The following is a 20481-nucleotide window of genomic DNA, read 5'->3' on the forward strand; positions in this document are numbered from 1 at the left end:
ACATCCCCTTTAATTAATAATGTGCTTTAGAGTATTTAAAATTCCAATTGAGTATTCACCTTGAGCTAGCATTGCGTGTGTGTGTTTAGCCTCTTCCGTTGCATTTTCTACTAAGTAACCATGTCTTACAGCTTGTAACATCCTTAAATCATTTCCACTATCTCCAAAAGCAATTGCATTTGCTTTATCTAGTTTGTACTTATCTAACATAAATTTCACAATTTCATCTTTACCTGTTCCAAGTGGAATAAAATCTACATCATAGCAATTTTCTGGATCACCAGCTAATGGATTACATTTGTTAATATTTACCCCCACTTTGTATAACTTCCCGATTTCTTCTATCTGTTCTAAATTGTTTGAATCAATAGCTTCATTTTGCTCTTCATAATAAAAATTAAATTTGTACTTAGAACTTCCTAATTGTGTCTGAGGTCTTAAAAAAATTTCATATTTTGTTTCAAGCAATTCGATAATTCTTTTAATTTTCGCAGAATCAAAACCTCCCTCTACTATTCTCTCTTCCCAAACTTGATCATCCGTAGTAGTCCCATTACTATCAAAGTACGTTATTTCCGTACCTAATCCACTCGCCACAAAATGAGGGAAATATTTAATACCACCTTTTTTCATTTTCTCAACAATTGATTCTAAACTACTTCCAGTTACCCAACCAATGACCAAATCTCCTTTACTTGCGTGTTCATACAAGTATTTTTCTAATAATTTCATATCGCTTCTTCTAGAATTATCCATATTATGAGGGTAATAAGTTTCGTCAAAATCACAGAACACTATATATTTAGGATTTTTAACCTGTGGTAACCTTTCAAAAACTAAAGACTTTAAAACTTCATTACTTATTGACATTAATTAATCCCTCCAAAACAAAATTTTGTTCCTCTAACAACATATTTGGATGTAAAGGTAAATGTAATATTTCCTTATGAACTTGCTCTGTGTTTAATAAAGTATCCTGCATATAATTTTTCTTTACCAGCTTAGTATTATGTTTATGAGATAATACTGGATAATAAATATCTGTTTCAATGTTATACAACTGGTACAATTTATTTTTCACCTCATCTCTTCTTCCATTTATAATTCTAATCGGAAAAAGATGCCAAACATTATCTTCTGTCATCCTAGGTAGCTTTATTAATTCCCTATCCTCTAATTCTTTTAAATTGCGTATATATCGTTTAGCCAAAAATACTCTCTTTAAATTGTTATACGATAGGAACTTAATTCTCTCTAAACCAATAGCTGCTTGAAGGTTATCAATTTTAGAATTAAAGCCAAAATCTAATACTTTTTTATTTTTTTTATCAACTTCAAATCCATGATAACTATATTGATTGCAACGAATTGCAAGATTTTCATTATTAGTAACTATTGCACCCGCCTTACCACATACACCAAAGTTTTTATATGGATTAAAACTCAGAATAATAATATCTCCATATTCTCCAAGGTTTGAGGAACCAATAGCCTGACATGCATCTTCAATAATTCTTAACTGATAAACATCTGCAATTTCACGAATTCTTTTCATATCACATTGTTTACCATACAAATGAACAGGTAAAATGCATTTTGTTTTTTGGGTTATTGCTTCTTCTATTTTAAGTGGATCAATACAATAACTCTTGTGATCAATATCTACAAATACCGGTTTTGCTCCAATTGCTAATACTGCATTTTCAGTAGCAGCAAAACTATTAGCTGGCATAATTACTTCATCGCCTGGCTGAATACCAATAGATAACAAAGACACCATAAGTGCGTCTGTTCCACTACTTGTTGCAATTACATACTTCTTGTTTAAATAGTCCCCAATTACTTCTTCTAATTTTTTAGAAAATGGTCCACTTGTGAATTGACCTGTCGGTAAAACCTCTTTTAAAGTTCCTATTATTCCGTCAATTTCACTTTGAGAAATCAACCGATTAACTGGCATAAATTCTATTTTCTGTATATTTTTTCTGCTATAATTGAAAATATCTTTTTCTATATCAATATCTATTTTCAATTTATTTTCTCTAAATAATTTCTCTTTCATTTTGTGATTCGGTAATACATTACTAATTTCAAATTCTTTCTCTTTCGTTTCTCCCTGCAGGCACTTTAATAAAGCTAAATTGTCTTTGCTATGGCCAGAAATTGTAGTAAGGGTTTTCACGTTAAATCACCTCTAAGAAATTATTTTGAAAATCATGAGTAGACTATATTTTATGTTATCGATTACATGTCAACACTTTTTTTCGGAGGGATTCTTTATGGTAACAATTAATGAAATAGCTAAATTATGCAATGTTTCAAATGCTACAGTTTCAAGAGTTTTAAATAATCATCCTTATGTAAATCCAGAAAAACGTGAGAAAATAATACAAATAATGAAAGAATTAAACTATACTCCCAGTTCTATCGCCAGAAATCTTAGGGTGAACAAGACACAAACCATCGCTCTATCGATCCCAAATATAGATCATCCTTTTTTCGGAAAATTAGCTAGAGAAATTTCTAAAGAACTTCTAAAATACAATTATAAATTACTGATTTATCAGACTTTTTATGAAAAAAAAATTGAGCTTGAATTGCTTTCATTACTAAAGAATAAAGCGGTAGATGGTGTTATTCTCGCATCCTTAGAAAATGATTGGGAAAATATAGAGCATTATTTAGCATATGGCCCAATATTACTTTGTAATGAATATGAGGAAAATGCACCTATCCCGATAATTTGCTATGATGAATTCGAAGCCGGATACAAAGCTGTAAAACATTTAATAAATAAAGGACATAAAAAGATTGGCTTTTGTTTTGATTCCCTTAAAAGTCAAGCACAATTAAAACGCAAACAAGGATATCTGCATGCATTAAAAGAACAACAATTATCATACAAAAAAAGTTGGTTATTTGGAGATGCAATTACTATTAAAGATGGAATTCGAATCTTTGAGAGGTTAGATAAATTAAAAAATAGACCCACTGCGCTCTTTACTGGAAATGATCAAGTTGCTGCTGGAGTAATTAAAGGTGCTTCTTTAAAAGGATATACTATCCCTACTGACCTTGCCGTTTGCGGTTATGATAATCAATTAATTTGCACAGTTACAACTCCAACAATTAGTACAATTGATATTCCAATCGTTGAGCTAAGTAAACGAACTGTTAGTGAGATACTACTATATATAAATGAAAAGGAATCTATTAAGCGTAAAATTATCGAATATCCAGCAACCTTAATTATTCGTGAATCGACATAAGCAAATGAAAAGCGTCATTTTAAAATTAAAATGACGCTTTTCTATAATATCCCAAAATTCCCACAAACATTTTATATAATTTTCTGATTTTATTTTCTAAAAAGTTCATTCAACTATGGGAACACGAGCCATTTTAAACTAAGTAGAAGTCTTTATTTTCGATAAAATAATAACACAAATCAACAAAATCAATTTCAATTATTAATTCTGGAAAACTATCTAAAGAAGCACAACAAGAAAGCTTATAATCTTTACCAATAGTAAACTTTTTATAATAAACCTCATTAGATAGCATGTCACCATAAAATATTGTATTTTTATTAATAACAAAAGAGTTTAAAGGTATAGTTAGTCCTTTCCCTATCCATTTAACAAAGCTTTCTTTTATAGTCCATAATTCATAAAACACATCTAATTGTTGTTCTACATTTAATGAATTTAAATAATTAAATTCTTCCTCAGTAAATATATTTTTAATCATTGCAGTATCTATGGGCCGAACTTTTTCTACATCTATTCCTACTTCTTCCTCATGAATAGCTCCAACAACCCAACTTTCGGAATGTGATATATTAAAATGAAAATTATTTAACTCATCAACATAAGGCTTTCCGTACTCATTGTATTCATATTTAATATCTTTATTTTCTTTAGAGAAGTTTGTAGTAATTAAATATCTTATTAAAATGTCTCCAATTAAGGCGCTATATTGATCGGACTTTCTTTTATATTTCTGTATTTTCATCTGCTTTTCTTTCGAGACCAAACGTATAAGCTTCTGCATAATATCATGTTCTATATTTCCTGGCACACGTACCTTATATATATTCATTATATCCTTACCACCTAATCCCTTATATAGATACAAAAAACTCACAATGAATAATTCCCATTCATTTTCTAACCTCTTTATGTTTATTATTGAATAGGCTCAAAGAAAAAAGCCTCATAATATGTTATACACGAATTTATGAGACTTTTAGAAAATTAATAGTGTACAATTTTAAAAAAAACATTTCACTTATTTACATGTGCTAATAAGAGCATTTGTTTAAAACTCTTTTTTATACTCTTTACCAATTCATGAATATGCGGTTTCTCTAACATACTCAGATGGGAACCTGGCACTTGCAAAGCGTATACTTCCCCTGATGTATATTCATTCCATCTGTTATAATCTACTAGTGGGTGAATGTCATTAATAGATGCATTAAATAGAAAGATATCTGCTTTTATTTTTTGTTTACAATTATATTTTAGGTATGCATATCTATTAGCTATCATTACTTTTAACTTATTCATCATTGGATCTTCAAATTTTTGCTGACAACTATTTTCATTCAATGTAAATTTTTTCAGTAAAGATTCTATTAGTTGTTCTTCACTCATTTGCTCAAAACTAATTTTCTCAATCTCTAACTGATCATTGAATTTTCCCAATTCTTCAAATGCATTCTTAATATTTAAACTAAGAATCTCCTTACCTTGTTCAATAGGATGAACATCAAGTAAACCTAGAAAACTAACTTTATCACCTAGTTCTTCTAATTTTCTAGCCATTTCAAATGCAACTATTCCTCCAAAAGACCATCCTAATAAGGTATATGGCCCTTCCCTTTTTACTTGTTTAATCTCTTCTATATATCTTACCGCCATTTCCTCTACAGATAAGTTTGGAAATCTACTATCATCATATCCTATAGATTGTAACCCATATACAGTCTTATCCTCCCCTAATTCTCTAGCCAAATCATAATAGTTTAATATACCCCCGCCTTGCCCATGAACAATGAACCATTGACTATCCTTGTTTGTTCCACTTTGAATTGGAATTAAACACTCACTGTCTATTCCTTTATTCCTACCTATTACATCACTTAATTGTTCAATAGTAGCCTTTTGAAATAATAAACTTAATGGCAGTTGCACATTAAACATTCTCTTGATATTTTCGAATAACTTTAGTCCCTTAAGAGAATGACCACCTAATTCAAAGAAATTATCATTTATACCAATATTATTTACGCCTAATATACTACTCCAAATATCAATTAAATTACTATCTATTTCATTTCTTGGTGGTACATAATTACTATTGTCCAGTGGATTTAGCTTCGGTAACTTGCTTCTATCTATTTTCCCATTTTGTGTTAATGGTATATTGTGAATTGGTATGAGTTGTTGAGGTATCATATAATGTGGTAACTTTGTTGCCAAATATGCTCTTACCTCTGGAATACTAATATCTTTTTCGGTAACTACGTATGCACATAAATACTTTTCTCCAGCTTCATCTTCTTGATCTATTACTACGGCCGTTTTGATTGTCTCATATTTTAACAAACTCGCTTCTATCTCACCTAGTTCTATTCGATATCCCCTTATTTTTACTTGATGATCCACTCGGCCCAAGTATTCAATGTTACCATCAGGTAGCCACCTCGCTATATCTCCTGTTTTATATAGTTTCTCACCTGGTTCAAATGGATGATCAATAAATTTATCTACTGTTAATTCTTTTCGATTGATGTATCCTCTAGCTAACCCTATGCCAGAAATACATATTTCTCCTGGAACACCTATAGGTTGTATCCTGTGAAATGAATCCAATATATAAATTTTAGTATTTAACAATGGCGAGCCTATCGGTACGTTTTGTGTTGTAATTTCTTTATCACTCTCATATTGATAAGTTGTACAACAAACTGTAGCCTCTGTAGGTCCGTATCCATTTAATATTTGGAGGTTCCCCCTAAATAGATGATCGTATTTTGCGAGTAATTCTGTTTTAATGGGTTCTACTCCCACAAGTAGCTTATTTAACACTATCTTCTGGTTATCTCTAACAAAATAATCATATATTTCATTTAATAAAGTAGGTGGAATATATGATAATGTAACCTGTTCTTCAAGAATGACTTGTACAAGTTTTGATACATCAAACTTCTCACCTTGATAAATAGTCATTCTTGCGCCATATACCAATGGGACAAATATTTCAAATATGGTAACATCAAAAGAGATACTACTAGAGAATAGAACATTATCAGTTATCCCTATATCTTGAGAGAAATCTTCATACATTGCACACAAAAAATTAGTCAAGGATCGATGTTCAATCATTACTCCTTTAGGTTGTCCTGTAGAACCTGATGTATAAATAACATACGCTAAGTTGTGAGGTTCTATCATCATTTGCATGTCTTCTCCTGGTTCTTCTTCAAAAGACATATCCATTAGATCTATTACATTACCTTGAAATTCTATCCCCTTTATAATAGAGTTTTGATGTACTAATACATATGAACACCCACTGTCTGTCAGCATATATTCCACTCTTCGTTTTGGTAAGTCGGTATCAATTGGTAAATACGCCCCACCTGCTTTTAAGACACCTAATATACCTATAACCATCTCGATGGAGCGTTCCATCATCACTCCAACAATGGATTCTCTTTTAACTCCTTGGTCTAATAACCTTCTCGCCAACTGATTAGCTTTTATATTTAATTCATTATATGTAATTCCTTTTTCATTACATACAACGGCTATTTGATTAGGGTTCTGTTTTACTTGTTCTTCAAACATTTTATGCACTAATAAATGATTAGAATTTGAATTCTCTTTTTTGTTAAATTCATTCATAATACAATGTTCTTCTTCTACAGATAACATATTAATATTACGCAATCGTACTCTAGGGTTAATAGTTACTTCCTCAACTATATTTGTAAAATGTACCATTAACCTTTCTATTGTCTCCGCTTTAAATAACTTAGTACTATATTCTACTTTTAAATGAATGTTATTATCTATTTCCGTTGCTACTAATGACAAATCAAATTTTGAAACTGACTGCTTAAACGGATACGGTGTAAATTCTAATTCACCAATAGATATTGGATTCATATCCATGTTTTGAAAAACAAACATGGTATCAAATAATGGATTTCTACTTGTATCCCTATGCAAGTCTAAACCTTCTAATAGTTCTTCAAAAGGATAGTCTTGATTTTCATAAGCTTCTAATGTATTGAGTTTTAATCTACTCAAAAACTCAATAAATTCATCGTCATTTTCTAGATAATTTCTCATTACCAAAGTATTAATAAACATACCAATCATATGATTAGTATCAGAATGAGACCTTCCAGCAATTGGCGAACCTACAATAATATCTTCTTGACCTGTGTATCTAGATAAAAGTATGTTATAAATGGCTAATAAAATCATATATGGCGTGGTACCAGTTTCAGTTGCTAGCTTATTTACTTTAAAAGTTAAATCTGTTCCCAAATTAAAGGAGCAAACCTTACCTTTAAAGCTTTGTATAGTCGGTCTTTGAAAATCGGTTGGAAAATTTAAAACCGGGAGTTCTCCTTTTAAAGTTGTTAACCAATAATTCTTTTGTTCACTAATTAGATTCTTATAGTAAGTTCCATTTTGCCACATCACATAGTCTTTGTACTGCACTCTCAATTTTGGAAGTTCATTTCCTTTATACAATTCTACAAACTCTTTTATTAATATCCCCATTGATAAACCATCAGAGATTATATGATGCATATCTACTACAAGGATATGTCTTTCTTCTGCTATCCTTAAAAGCAACACCCTTAATAATGGAGGTTTTGATAAATCAAATGGACTTATAAACTCATGTATTAAATAATCCGCATCTTTTTCATTTACATGAACGTATTCAATATTGAATTCTACATTAGGCTCAATTTTCTGCACTAATTCCCCATCTAAAATTTGAAAAGAAGTTCTTAATATTTCATGTCTTTGCATTAAAGATTGAAATATATTTTCAAACTTATCTTTACAAATATCCCCTTCTACTTTAAGTATTGTGGGCATATTATAAGTTGTATTTGTACCATCTTCGAATTGATCTACTATAAACATTCTCTTTTGTGACGTAGAAGCTAAATAATACTCTTGTTGTTTTATAGGTTCTATGGAAATATAATTACTTTTTTCCATTTCCAATATACATTTTGAAAAATCAACCAAAACAGGAAACTTAAATAGGGATTTAATAGATAATTGCACATTAAATTCTTTATTAACGATAGAAATTAGCCTAGCAGCCTTTAATGAATGACCACCTATCTCAAAAAAGTTATCCTGTATTCCTACCCTTTGAATTCCTAAAACATCTTTCCAAATCTCAACTAATTTTCTTTCTGTAGAATTTGTCGGCTCTATATGACTAGATTTTAAATTATAAATAGGTTGAGGTAATTTTTTTCTATCTATTTTTCCGTTTTGTGTTAACGGTATGTTTTGAATGGGTATGATCTGTTGAGGTATCATATAATATGGTAACTTTGTTGCTAAATATGCTCTTACCTCTGAAATAGGAATATCTTTTCCGGTAACTACATACGCACATAAATACTTTTCTCCACTTTCATCTTCTCGCTGTATTACTACGGCGGTTTTGATTGTCTCATATTTTAACAAACTTGCTTCTATCTCACCTAGCTCTATTCGATATCCCCTTATTTTCACTTGATGATCAACTCGTCCCAAGTATTCAATGTTACCATCAGGTAGCCATCTCGCTATATCTCCTGTTTTATATAATTTCTCACCAGGTTCAAATGGATGATCAATAAATTTATCTGCTGTTAATTCTTTTCGATTGATGTATCCTCTAGCTAACCCTATGCCAGAAATATATATTTCTCCTGGAACACCTATAGGTTGTATCCTGTGAAATGAATCCAATATATAAATTTTAGTATTTAACAATGGCGAACCTATCGGTACGTTTTGTGTTGTAATTTCTTTATCACTCTCATATCGATAGGATGTACAACAGACTGTAGCCTCAGTAGGTCCGTATAAATTTAATATTTGGAGGTTCCCCTCAAATAGATGATCGTATTTTGCGAGTAATTTTGTTTTAATTGGTTCTACTCCCACGAAAAGTTTATTTAATAATATCTTCTGATTCGCCCTTACAAAATAATCATATATTTCATTTAATAAAGTAGGTGGAATATATGCTAACGTGACCTGTTCCTCAAGAATGACTTGTACAAGTTTTGGTACATCAAACTTCTCACCTTGATAAATAGTCATTCTTGCGCCATATACCAATGGGACAAATATTTCAAATATGGTAACATCAAAAGAGATGCTACTAGAGAATAGAACGTTATCAGTTATCCCTATATCTTGAGAGAAGCCCTCATACATTGCGCACACAAAATTCGTTAAGGAACGATGTTCAATCATTACCCCTTTGGGCTGGCCTGTAGAACCTGATGTATAAATAACATATGCCAAGTTGTGAGGTTCCATCGTTAACTGCAAATCTTCTACTTGTTCTTCTTCAAAAGGAATATCCATTAGATTTATTACACTACCTTGGAATGCTACTCCCTTTATAATAGAGTTTTGATATGTTAGTACATGTGAACACCCACTGTCTGTCAGCATGTATTCCACTCTTTGTTTTGGTAAATCGGTATCAATCGGTAAATACGCCCCACCCGCTTTTAAGATACCTAATATGCCTACAATCATCTCAATAGAGCGTTCCATCATCACACCAACAATGGATTCTCTTTTAACTCCCTGGTCTAATAACCTTCTCGCCAACTGATTAGCTTTTATATTTAATTGGTTATATGTAATTTCTTTTTCATTACATACAATCGCTATTTGATTAGGATTCTGTTTTACCTGCTCTTCAAACAATTGAGGAGCTGTTACAGTCTCACAAAGTAATGTTTTATGAACTCTAGTCGTATGATTGAAATCATATAATATTTGATTCTTTTCTGTTTTAGACATTACATCTAGATCCATTGCAGATTTATTTGGATCTTTCATTAATATATCTAAAATATTATATAAATGATTAACTATTCTACCAACTAATCCTTCACTATATAAAGTAGAATTGTAATCCACTTGAACCTTTAACTGTTCTTCATTTTTCATAAACCTAATAACCATATCAGAGTTTATTTTATCTGTACTCTCATAACAATGAATATCATCTAACATTACTATTGTATTTAATAAGGGATGATTATTACTCTCTCCATCTAGACTTAATAATTGAGTAAGTTTATTAAAAGGAAAATGACAATATTCATTTGACTCTAAAATTGTTTCTTTAATTTTATATATTATTTCTTTGAAAGTATCTTCTTGATTTATTTGAGTACGTAATAATAAAAAGTTGTTTTGAAAAACCGTCTCTTCTTGACCTTGCTTAAAAGCTGGCATTCCAATTACTACATCATCCTTATCGGTATATCTACTTAAGAGATATTTCACACCTGATAATAAAATAGTGTACAGTAACATATCAGAATTATTGCTAATTGCTACAGCTCTCTTCACAATATCCGATGGGAATTGACAATAATAACTTTCTTTAGAAACCAGAATATTATTTAAAGACAAACACTCACAAGGAAATCTACTTAACTCAACATCACCTGATAACTTGTCTAACCAATATTCTTTTTCCTTTTTAAATTTTTCACTAGATAATAAAACTTGCTGGGTAAATTTATCAAGCATTTTTTCTTCCCACCATTCTCTATGATATTGATACTAAATACTACATATTTATTGGTTATGTCCCTTATAGACCGATCCGTTTTATCATGAGGGGCACAATCATACTCGTCATTGGGAGTTTTCTTCCTCGGTAATAAAACTCTCCCAATGACGACCAATTGGATTGCTACTTAACGATAGAAGTTTCAACATAAAGCATAGAAATGCACTTTTCTCTTACTCAGATACATCTCTTAATTTTTTTACTTCACAGATTTTACCCTATCTAGTATTTTCATAATTAACTCGCCCACGATGTCAGCTTGATGTAGTAAAAACATATGACCACCATTAACTGTTAGAAAATGAACCTCATTGCCCCATTCTACCCACTTCTTAGCCCCTTTTACTGTATAATTAGAGTCTGTTGTTCCACTAATAATGTATAGAGGTGCTTTCAACAATGTTGTGTCATCATTTATATAATTCTCAATGGCACGAAAGTCTGATCGAATAACTGGAAGGATATAATTTAAAAGCTCCTGATGTTGTAATACTTCATCCGGTAATCCTCCCAAAGACTTTATATAATCTATAAAGTCTTTATCGTCTAGATGATTTGTTTTTCTTCTTATTTCCGGTGGATTCATAGCAGAGATAATAACATTTTTAGGATTTATGCCCTTACTTTCTAAAATTTGAGCCATACGGTGAACTATAATTCCTCCCATGCTATGGCCAAATAATGTAACCTCTCCCTCTAAAATTGGTTGCATCTCCATTAAATATAAATTAACAAGATCATCTATGTTATCAACTAGTGGAGAAAGATTGGGACCATGGCCTGGGGGATCAAATGAAATAAGTTTTATATCTTTCGGCAAATAATTCTTTAAAGGTAAAAAAGAATTCGAATAGCCCCCAGCATAAGGAACACAAACCAAATATTTGTTACTATTCAATCCTGGCGATAAATCTTTCATTAATTTTCTCAAGTGACTTCTCCTTTATTAAATAAAATTTTCATCAAATAGTTGTTTAGTCAAACAAATTATCAATTTCTTCATCACTAAGGTTTAAGGTTTCAAAATCTGATGAAGTAAATTCTTTTGTTTGCATTTGACAACAGGATTGGATATATATCTGTAGTCGTTCTAGATAATCTGAAAATAAATTTTCTACAAAATTCTTTTGAAAATGACTTGTACTAAATGTCACATGAATTTCTAAGTTTTTATTCTTAACCATGGCCACAATATCTAATAATGCAGTAATATGATTATCTTTTGATTGTTCACTGCCACTTTGATAATCAACAATAGTAAACCATCCATCCCCGAGAGAATTATCTATCTCTCCTAAATAGTTAAAACGAATTGTATTTTGAGTTAAATCTTTGCAAGAAGGAAACCTCTCTTTAAGAATTCCATATCCAATTCCCTTATTAGGTCTTTTACGAACTTCTTCTTTAACACTCTTTATTTGATTAGCAATATTATGCGAAACTTGTAATACAATAGGATACATCGTCGTAAACCACCCTACTGTACGTGAAATATCAAGATGCTCAAATAATTCCTCTCGACCATGACCTTCTAGCTCAAATTTAATTTGATCTTGGTTTGTATATTTACCTAAATTTTCTGTCAACACAGCAAGTAACAACTCCATTGGCTGTGTATTGTAAGGTACATTTGCAGTAGTTAATAGTTTTCTTGTATCATCTGCATTCAATGTAAAGGTAAGAGTAGTACAACTTTCAACAGTACTATTTTCTTTTTCTCTATTAATTTGAAAATTATTATCTAGCGTGTTATCTATGGATTCCCAATAATCTAATTCAGCACGTACTAAATTAACTCCTCGACTATTTAAAGCTTCAGACCAATCTTGGAAAGAATTAGTTTTTAATGGTAGCGATGGAACTTCTCCTAAATACAAGCTATTCAAACATCGGTTTGCATCTTCAATTAAAATACGCCAGGACACAGCATCAACAATAAGATGGTGTGCAGTTAATAACAACAACTGTTGATCATTTGAAAGCTGGAATAAGGCCCCTTTAAATAATGGTCCTACATTCAAATTTAAACTTCCTTTTAACTCTTCGCCTTTTATATGAACCTGATTCAAAGCCATTTCAATTGGAATTCCAGACAAATCAAACATGGTAACCTTAGAATCAACAATCGACATATCTTCGTCATAATAGAAGTAATCCTGCTTATCCTCATACCTTAGCCGTAACAAATCATGATGATGCATGATCGTATTTAACATCTCATTAACATATTCTTCTTTAACCGGCTTCTTCAAAGACAGTAATACCGATTGATTCCAATGATGCGGGTTTTTAAACTGTTGATCAAGGAACCAACGCATAATAGGAGTAGGCTCTACCTTTCCTGTTACCAATGTTTGTGAGACTGTAACATCTTTTTGTTTAACTAACATTGCTGCCAATTCACTTACAACTGGATAATTTAGTACATCTTTAACTCTAACTTTCCATCCCAGTTCTTGTAATCTAGCGCTCACTTGGATCGCTTTAATAGAATCTCCACCTAAATGATAAAAATTACTATGCAATTCGATTCTATCAGTCTGTAATATTTCCTTGAGAACTTCACTAACCATTCCAGTAACATCTTCATCTACTTCTTCTAAAAGAGTATGGTTAGAACCGTTATTTAACATCGGATCTGGCAACGCTTGACGATCCACCTTTCCATTAATAGTAAGCGGTAGCTGATCCATATAGATAAAAAATGAAGGAATCATATAACTTGGTAGCATATGCGAAATAAAGCTGCGTATTTCTATATTTTGAACACTGTCTTTCAAAACAATGTAAGCAACTAGATGGTTTGAATTATCCTCACCTTGCCAATTCACCACTACTACATCTTTAACCGACTTGTGTTGTAAAAGTGCATTCTCAACTTCCCCTATTTCAATACGATATCCTTTAACTTTCACTTGAGAATCCATCCGCCCTTGATACTCGATTAATCCATTTGGCAACATAACAGCTAAGTCACCACTTCGATACATCTTCTCACTCGAAATAAATGGATTGGATAAAAAACGTTGCGCTGTTAAATCCGAACGATTTAAATAACCTTTAGCTACCCCATCACCCGATATATAAATTTCTCCTTTTACACCAATAGGAACCGGCTGAAGATTCTTATCCAATAAATATATTTGAACATTATCAGCTGGTGTACCAATTGGTACGGATGCTCTTCGATCTAGATCTGGATCATAACGATGAATCATACATCCAACCACAGTTTCAGTTGGTCCATATTCATTAATTATTTCAACTTTACCGCTAAAAAGATCATATATCTTTTCGGCTACTGAGGTTTTCAAATCCTCTCCACCCACAATCAATCTGCGAAGAGATGAAACTCTTGGGGGTGAATAGTTATTTAACAATGCTAAATGTGAAGGCGTAACTTTCAACACTGTTACTACATTTTCCTTTAGGATTTTTGACAAAATAAACTCATCTTCATTATCATGATATATTACTAACAATAAACCACTTATTAAAGGAGTGAATATTGAAGTTACTGTTAAATCAAAAGAAACGGATGAATATAATGCAAAAACATCATTTTCACTACTAATATAGTTCTTTTTAGCCCAGGAAATATAGTTAACCAATCCACGTTGAGTAATTACAGTTCCTTTAGGATTCCCCGTGGTTCCAGAGGTATAAATTATATATATTGGATCATTTGGTGCAGTTACTAGGGTTAGATTGGCATTATCTCCTTCATAAAGTTTCTGATCACATATATTAATTTTCTCACCTAAATATTCTAAATTACCCTCATTTGTATAGTCAGTTAAAAGTAATGTTGTGCCGCTATCATTTAAAATATAACGAATTCGGTCCTCTGGGTAGGAAGGATCTATAGGCAAATATGCACCTCCAGCCTTAATAACTCCCCAAATTGCAATTACTATCTCAAGTGAATGTTTAGCTAGTATACCCACGACTTGACCATTTTCGACTCCTTTTTCTCGTAACTTTCTTGCTAATTGATTAGATTTCTTATTTAATTCAAGATAAGTCATTGATCTATCAGCATGTTGGATTGCTATTTTTTCTGGTGTCTGTTTTACTTGTTCTTCAAATAATTCTTGAATAGTTTTTTCTTTCGGATACACAACAGCTGTATTGTTAAATTTCTCTAACATAAACTTTTGTTCATCATCCGATAACAAAGATAATTCTTTTATTGATTGATCTTCATTACGTAAAACTTGTTCTATTAAAGCTAAAAACCTCTCATGCATACAATTGATTTGATCTTCTTCAAAATCCGCGACTTTATAATCATATTGAATTTCTAAACCTTCATCTGCCCATTCCTTAATAACTAACTGCAATGAATAGGCTTGGTAGCCACTATAAAACTCCACGTTTTCTAAAGAAAATCCATCGATAGTATTTTTAAGTTTTGTATTATAGTAATTCACACTATATTGAAATAAACCATCGTATCCTTTACTAGTCAATTGCAAGTCTTTTACCAATAAGTTATAAGGATAACGCTGGTGAAATAGACATTGTTTTATTTCATGATTTACTCTTTTAATGAAAGATAGAACACTCTCATCTTCATCCACATTTAACCGTAACGGCATTGTGCTAGTAAACATACCCACTATTTTCTTTTCTAGTACGCCGGAACGATTTAGTACAGGAGATCCAATAATTATGTCTGATTGATCATACATTTTATGAATATAAATAAGCATAAAGGTTGAAAATAATGTATTCATAGATATTCTATGTTTTTGTATAAAAGACTGTAGTGCAACCGATTTTTCTTTTTCAATTAAAAATATCTTTCGTTTCCCTTCTAGAGAATGAGATGTTTTTGATAAAAAGAAATCTGGCAGATTCATAAATTTCTCATTCCAATAATTCTTATTTTTTACGTATCGAGGGGATTCCAGATATTTCTCCTCTGCTTGTAAATAAGACAGATAAGTAGATTCAACCGAATCATTTATATGCTCATCATTCTTTAACTTAGAGTAAAAATCGATAATTTGACTCGTCATAAGTTGGATTGTCCAACCATCAGCTATAATATGATGAAACTTAACAAAATAGGAGCTTTCTACATCACTTATTTTCAAGAGCACAAATTCAAACAGAGGGCCTCCTTCAAGTGGAATTTGTTTTTGAAATTCATCCTGGGCCCATTTTCTAGCTTCTAAACTTGGATTATGATGATTTGAAAAATCAATTAAACGTATTGGTGTAGGTTCAAATGGTGATATATATTGGTGGGGTTCTCTATGTTGTTGAAAAATCCGTAGACGTAAACCATCATTTTTCTTAATGAATAATTGAATTGCTTTTTCTAAAATTGTAAAATTAATTTCCCCATTAATAAGAACCATCCCTCCGATGTTATACATAGATGTGTTTGGATAAATTTGTTCATTATACCAAACTCTTTTTTGTGGATGCGTAAGAGAATGCTTTACAATTGTTTGTTGCATATTTCCACTTCCCCTCTATCCACATCCGTTGGTGTTTCCGGAAATTGTATATTAATATAGTGAGGATAAGGATTTATATTCTCAAGATTATGTTCTAAAATTAATATTCCATTTTCGTTGCTAGTTTCCTTAAATCCAGCTAATCGATACGTAACAAACATCATACGGTTACGGTCAGTCTGTCGAAACTCAGCCAAAAAGCGTTTACCTGCCTGTTTTGTTCTTTCCATTAGATATGTGAGGAGTATAGTACCAACGCCACGGGACATTACACGACAAGACATGAGAAGAAGTTTTAGGCAGTCGGCTTCCTCCGTCCTTTTTACAAGTGTTAAACCAATCTTCCCATAGGAGCCATATTTATCTGATAACTCACAAACTAATAATAAATAATCTGGATGATTACGATAATAGTTTAATTCATCATAATCATAGGTAATACCAGTCGAATTTAATTGATTCGTACGTACTGTTAACTCCTCTGCACGCTGCAAATCTTCCTCACGAGCCTCACTAATCACAAAATTCATCCCAAGTGAAGCTAAAAATTCTTCTTTTGGGCCTTCATATTCTTCTTCATCCTTCGTTCTCTTAAGATTTTCTAAATACATCAGTCTTCGACGGCGTGAATCTTCTGTAATTCTTTTTGGTTGTAGTCGTGGCAAGTCTAATAACGACTTATATTCATTTACATGTATACACAGAATATCATTATGAACACTCTGTACTTCTTCTAATTCAAAAGGTTGGTCATCAATGAACGCAAAAGTATCAATACCTATGTTTAAATTTTTTCTAATTTTCTCAATGGAACTAGATTTAGAGTTCCAATGAATCTCTGGATATAAAAAATACTCTTCTATTCCAAATTCCCGTAATTTAGCTATTGCATCTTCGTAGTTATTTTTACTAGCAACTGATTGCAGTATTCCACGTCGATCTAATTCACATATAATTTCATAAATTCCAGGTTTTAAAGTAACTGTACCACTCTCTAATAAAACACCATCCCAAATTGTACAATCTAAGTCCCAAACAACACATTTAATTTCCTTACTCATGATAATGCCTCCTTTGTTTTATTCATTTTCACAGTTCCCATCTCCATCACTATAAGCTTATCTGCTAAATGAAAATATTGATCGTCGTGAGTAATAGCAATAATACATTTACCCTTCGCTCGCATTTGAGGTAACAATTCTTCATAAAAGAAGCGTCTATAACCAGGATCTTGATCCGCTGCCCATTCATCAAATAAAAGTATAGGTCGATCTTCCAAATACGTAACCAGCAATGCCAACCTTTTCTTTTGTCCAGTTGATAGTTGCGTAGTAGTAAAACGCCCATTCTCAATGCCAACCTTGTCACTCAGTTGGAGAAGTTCTAAATAATGATCGATTTCTGCTTTCATTCCTTCTGTATTAATCCCATATAGCCTATCAAAAACATGAAAATCACTAAGGATAGCTGAATAGTATTGATTCAATTCCTCTGGAGCTATTTCTTTTCCATTTAATAAAACGTTACCTTCATTAGGTTCATATAACCCAGTAATCAGTTTTGATAAAGTAGATTTTCCACTCCCATTACCACCAGCAATAAAGACTAGTTCTCCAGAATTAAACTCCATGTCTATTGGACCAATACCAAAACCAGTAAAATCTCCATCTTTATTCTTATACTTATAACTTACATTTTGTAGCTGCAAACAAATTGGCACATCTAAGTACTCTTTTGTTGTCGCGATTTGCTCATTTGCCTTTATATGATCTACACTTTTCACCATTTGTTGAATACGTTGCCAAGAAATACGTACATTTACGAGCTGAGGGATACCGCCCAGTATTTCATTAACTGGACCTGTCATATACAGAAAAACAATTACATAGTTACTTATCGTCTCTTTCGGCATATTAACAAAAATTTCTGGAAATACGAAAACTACAATACCAATAACAAAAATGAATAATAGTTCTCCCAGAACAAACACATTTGCAAATTTAATATCTCCTATCGTTCGTTTAACACGATAGTTATTACAGCTTTCATTCATAACTTCTCGAAAATCGTTTCGTTTTCCAGTATGAAGCCTAAGCTCTTTGAAACCATGCCTTAGATCACCAATCAAACGAAAATATACATTCTGAATATCTCTTGTTTCATTCCAAACTTTATCTGCTTGCCGTCCGATCAGAGAATATACCCCTGCAGTAATAAAGATGATACACAAGGATAGTAAAAAGGCATACATATTCATTACACCAAGATAGAGAAAACAAAACAGTAACGTTAATAAACTTGTTCCAGCAGTAACTAATAGATTGAGAGAACGAGAGATAACTTCCGTATCGTTATTTAATGTCGCCTCTATTCGGCCCTTCTCAATCAACTCCAATTTGTAATAAGGAGTCTGTAACAACTTATCTGTTAATTCCATCCTTTTTTCATAAACTAGCTCGTTTGTATACGATACAATGCTAGTTCTAATAATACGTTGTGAAAAGACATACATAACGATTCCAAGTACAAAGTAAAACAACAAGCCATTTTCCAAATTATTCGATCTAACAAACGTTTCATTAATCACAAAAATGAGAAAGGCATTACCAAATCCTGATATTAGCCCCAAAACAATTAATGTCAAAAGCGACTTTCCCTTTTGTCTTGGAAAACACAGATTTAAGAATGTATGGATAACATAGGCCAAACCCACCCCCGCAATTGCATATATTGCAAGTACAACAGTTGAAGGAGCCCAAACTTTTATAAATGCCCACGGAAGCCCTCCAAACAAGAGATTTGGTAGTTGATAGAGTGCATAAATCATTAGCCCATATATCGCAACAACTAATACCATATGTAACCATGTTTTTCCCGTTGGTAATATAAATTTTCTTTTTCTAAAAATAATCTCTCTGATTAAATGAAATAACATGACCAATAACGTTAGTAAACACAAAGATGAGATCACAAATAAGGCTGTTCCTATTTGATCTGTTTTCTTATATTCATCATAGAGTAACGGTTTAACTTCTTTATCTATCATCATATTTAAAAGACTGCTACCAATATAGTAAGTGTAATTACTATTCAGATTTGCTAATACTACGACCCCTATCTGTTCCTCATCACGGAAACCAATATACGATGAATAATTTGGGTTACTTCCACCATGTGAAATTTCCCCTCCACCACTTTGATAGACCTCCCATCCAGCTGCATATGAAGCTCCATTGTTATCTGGGGCAACCTTTCTATTCGCTTTATGAGAATCGTTAATCAATTCCTCCGGAAACATCCTAGGCTTTTCAACCCCAAGCTGTAATTTTAACCATTTTTCCATATCATTTATATTTGAAATAAAATATCCAGCCGGTGTATTCCCCCTATAATTAGGAGCGTCATAGGGTAATGATTGTAAGAAATTACGCTTGTAACCTTGGGCCATGTTATCTAATGGGGCCATCTCACGTCCAGCGTATGTACTCAATAAATCCAACTTTGATAGCACATGATCTTGAACATATCTTTCAAATGATTGATTAGTTGCCTTCTCGATTACTAAGCCTAATAGATCGTAGTTAACCGTAGAATATTCAAAACTGCTACCCGGCTCTCGGTTTAGTCCTATTGGCATAACATTTCTAATCGTTTTCTCAATAGAATCTTTGCCATTGGTTATAGGAATATATCCAATGGCCTTTTCCGGTATTCCACTAGTATGGTGTAATAAGTCATAAAGTGTAATTTCATAAGGTTTGCCTTTATACTCCATTTCAAACCATGAAACATATTTAGTTAAAGAATCACTAAGTTTAATTTTCCCTTCTTTTTCTAGCTGCAATACAGCTAATGCCGTAAAAGCTTTTGAAGTAGAACCTAGCTCGAAAAGCGTCTCATTCGTAACTTGACGTTTTTTGTCTGTATCGGCATAGCCATAATTCTTCTTATAAATCGTTTCGTTTCCTTTTACAATTACTACTGAAAGTCCAGGAATACCCGCTTGAGATATTTGTTCTTCTATATGCTTCTGTATTTTCTTCTCATTAAACTGTACCGTTTCCTGTGCTTCCACCTGTCGATAAGGGAGTACTATTAAAGTCGTTAAAATGATAAACTTCAACCATATGTTTAACTTCATATT

At 32.0% G+C, this 20481-nt stretch carries 9 protein-coding genes; 1 reads left to right on the forward strand and 8 read right to left on the reverse strand.

The window, feature by feature from the left end; genetic code table 11:
- Positions 1 to 9: 9 nt before the first annotated feature.
- Positions 10 to 870, reverse strand: a complete 861-nt coding sequence (locus ACS2FK_RS23965) for an HAD-IIB family hydrolase (protein ID WP_063549873.1) — start codon at positions 868 to 870, stop codon at positions 10 to 12.
- The gene (locus ACS2FK_RS23970) at positions 857 to 2182 is read right to left on the reverse strand and encodes a DegT/DnrJ/EryC1/StrS aminotransferase family protein (RefSeq protein ID WP_063549868.1); all 1326 of its coding nucleotides are present in this window, start codon (positions 2180 to 2182) and stop codon (positions 857 to 859) included. The genes ACS2FK_RS23965 and ACS2FK_RS23970 overlap by 14 nt, the downstream gene beginning before the upstream one ends.
- A gap of 97 nt (positions 2183 to 2279) precedes the next feature.
- Here ACS2FK_RS23970 and ACS2FK_RS23975 point away from each other — a divergent pair, with 97 nt between their 5' ends.
- Entirely contained in the window at positions 2280 to 3269 is a 990-nt protein-coding gene (locus ACS2FK_RS23975; protein ID WP_063549866.1) for a LacI family DNA-binding transcriptional regulator, read from the forward strand.
- A 133-nt stretch (positions 3270 to 3402) separates the two neighbouring features.
- Here ACS2FK_RS23975 and ACS2FK_RS23980 read toward each other — a convergent pair whose 3' ends face one another.
- The 6 genes from ACS2FK_RS23980 to ACS2FK_RS24005 form a co-directional block, all read right to left on the reverse strand.
- Positions 3403 to 4101, reverse strand: a complete 699-nt coding sequence (locus tag ACS2FK_RS23980; RefSeq protein WP_063549864.1) for a 4'-phosphopantetheinyl transferase family protein — start codon at positions 4099 to 4101, stop codon at positions 3403 to 3405.
- 185 nt (positions 4102 to 4286) lie between these two features.
- Positions 4287 to 10823, reverse strand: a complete 6537-nt coding sequence (locus tag ACS2FK_RS23985; protein WP_063549862.1) for an amino acid adenylation domain-containing protein — start codon at positions 10821 to 10823, stop codon at positions 4287 to 4289.
- Between the two features lie 242 nt (positions 10824 to 11065).
- On the reverse strand, positions 11066 to 11797 hold the full coding sequence (locus ACS2FK_RS23990; RefSeq protein WP_001228849.1) for a thioesterase II family protein: 732 nt from the start codon (positions 11795 to 11797) through the stop codon (positions 11066 to 11068).
- A 43-nt stretch (positions 11798 to 11840) separates the two neighbouring features.
- Complete coding sequence (locus ACS2FK_RS23995) at positions 11841 to 16337, reverse strand: non-ribosomal peptide synthetase (RefSeq protein ID WP_063549860.1); 4497 nt, start codon at positions 16335 to 16337, stop codon at positions 11841 to 11843.
- The gene (locus ACS2FK_RS24000; protein WP_000031545.1) at positions 16319 to 17398 is read right to left on the reverse strand and encodes an HAD-IIIC family phosphatase; all 1080 of its coding nucleotides are present in this window, start codon (positions 17396 to 17398) and stop codon (positions 16319 to 16321) included. Before ACS2FK_RS24000 ends, ACS2FK_RS23995 begins: the two co-directional genes overlap by 19 nt.
- Complete coding sequence (locus tag ACS2FK_RS24005) at positions 17395 to 20478, reverse strand: cyclic peptide export ABC transporter (RefSeq protein WP_063549858.1); 3084 nt, start codon at positions 20476 to 20478, stop codon at positions 17395 to 17397. Before ACS2FK_RS24005 ends, ACS2FK_RS24000 begins: the two co-directional genes overlap by 4 nt.
- Positions 20479 to 20481: the final 3 nt, after the last annotated feature.

The sequence above is a fragment of the Bacillus cereus group sp. BceL220 genome, assembly GCF_051776965.1.
Classification (GTDB): domain Bacteria; phylum Bacillota; class Bacilli; order Bacillales; family Bacillaceae_G; genus Bacillus_A; species Bacillus_A cereus.

Excerpts from the sequence above, each read along its gene's own strand:
- ACS2FK_RS23965 (WP_063549873.1), bottom strand. The coding sequence starts at position 870 with ATGTCAATAAGTAATGAAGTTTTAAAGTCTTTAGTTTTTGAAAGGTTA.
- ACS2FK_RS23975 (WP_063549866.1), top strand. The coding sequence starts at position 2,280 with ATGGTAACAATTAATGAAATAGCTAAATTATGCAATGTTTCAAATGCT.
- ACS2FK_RS23980 (WP_063549864.1), bottom strand. The coding sequence starts at position 4,101 with ATGAATATATATAAGGTACGTGTGCCAGGAAATATAGAACATGATATT.
- ACS2FK_RS23985 (WP_063549862.1), bottom strand. The coding sequence starts at position 10,823 with ATGCTTGATAAATTTACCCAGCAAGTTTTATTATCTAGTGAAAAATTT.
- ACS2FK_RS23995 (WP_063549860.1), bottom strand. The coding sequence starts at position 16,337 with ATGCAACAAACAATTGTAAAGCATTCTCTTACGCATCCACAAAAAAGA.
- ACS2FK_RS24000 (WP_000031545.1), bottom strand. The coding sequence starts at position 17,398 with ATGAGTAAGGAAATTAAATGTGTTGTTTGGGACTTAGATTGTACAATT.
- ACS2FK_RS24005 (WP_063549858.1), bottom strand. The coding sequence starts at position 20,478 with ATGAAGTTAAACATATGGTTGAAGTTTATCATTTTAACGACTTTAATA.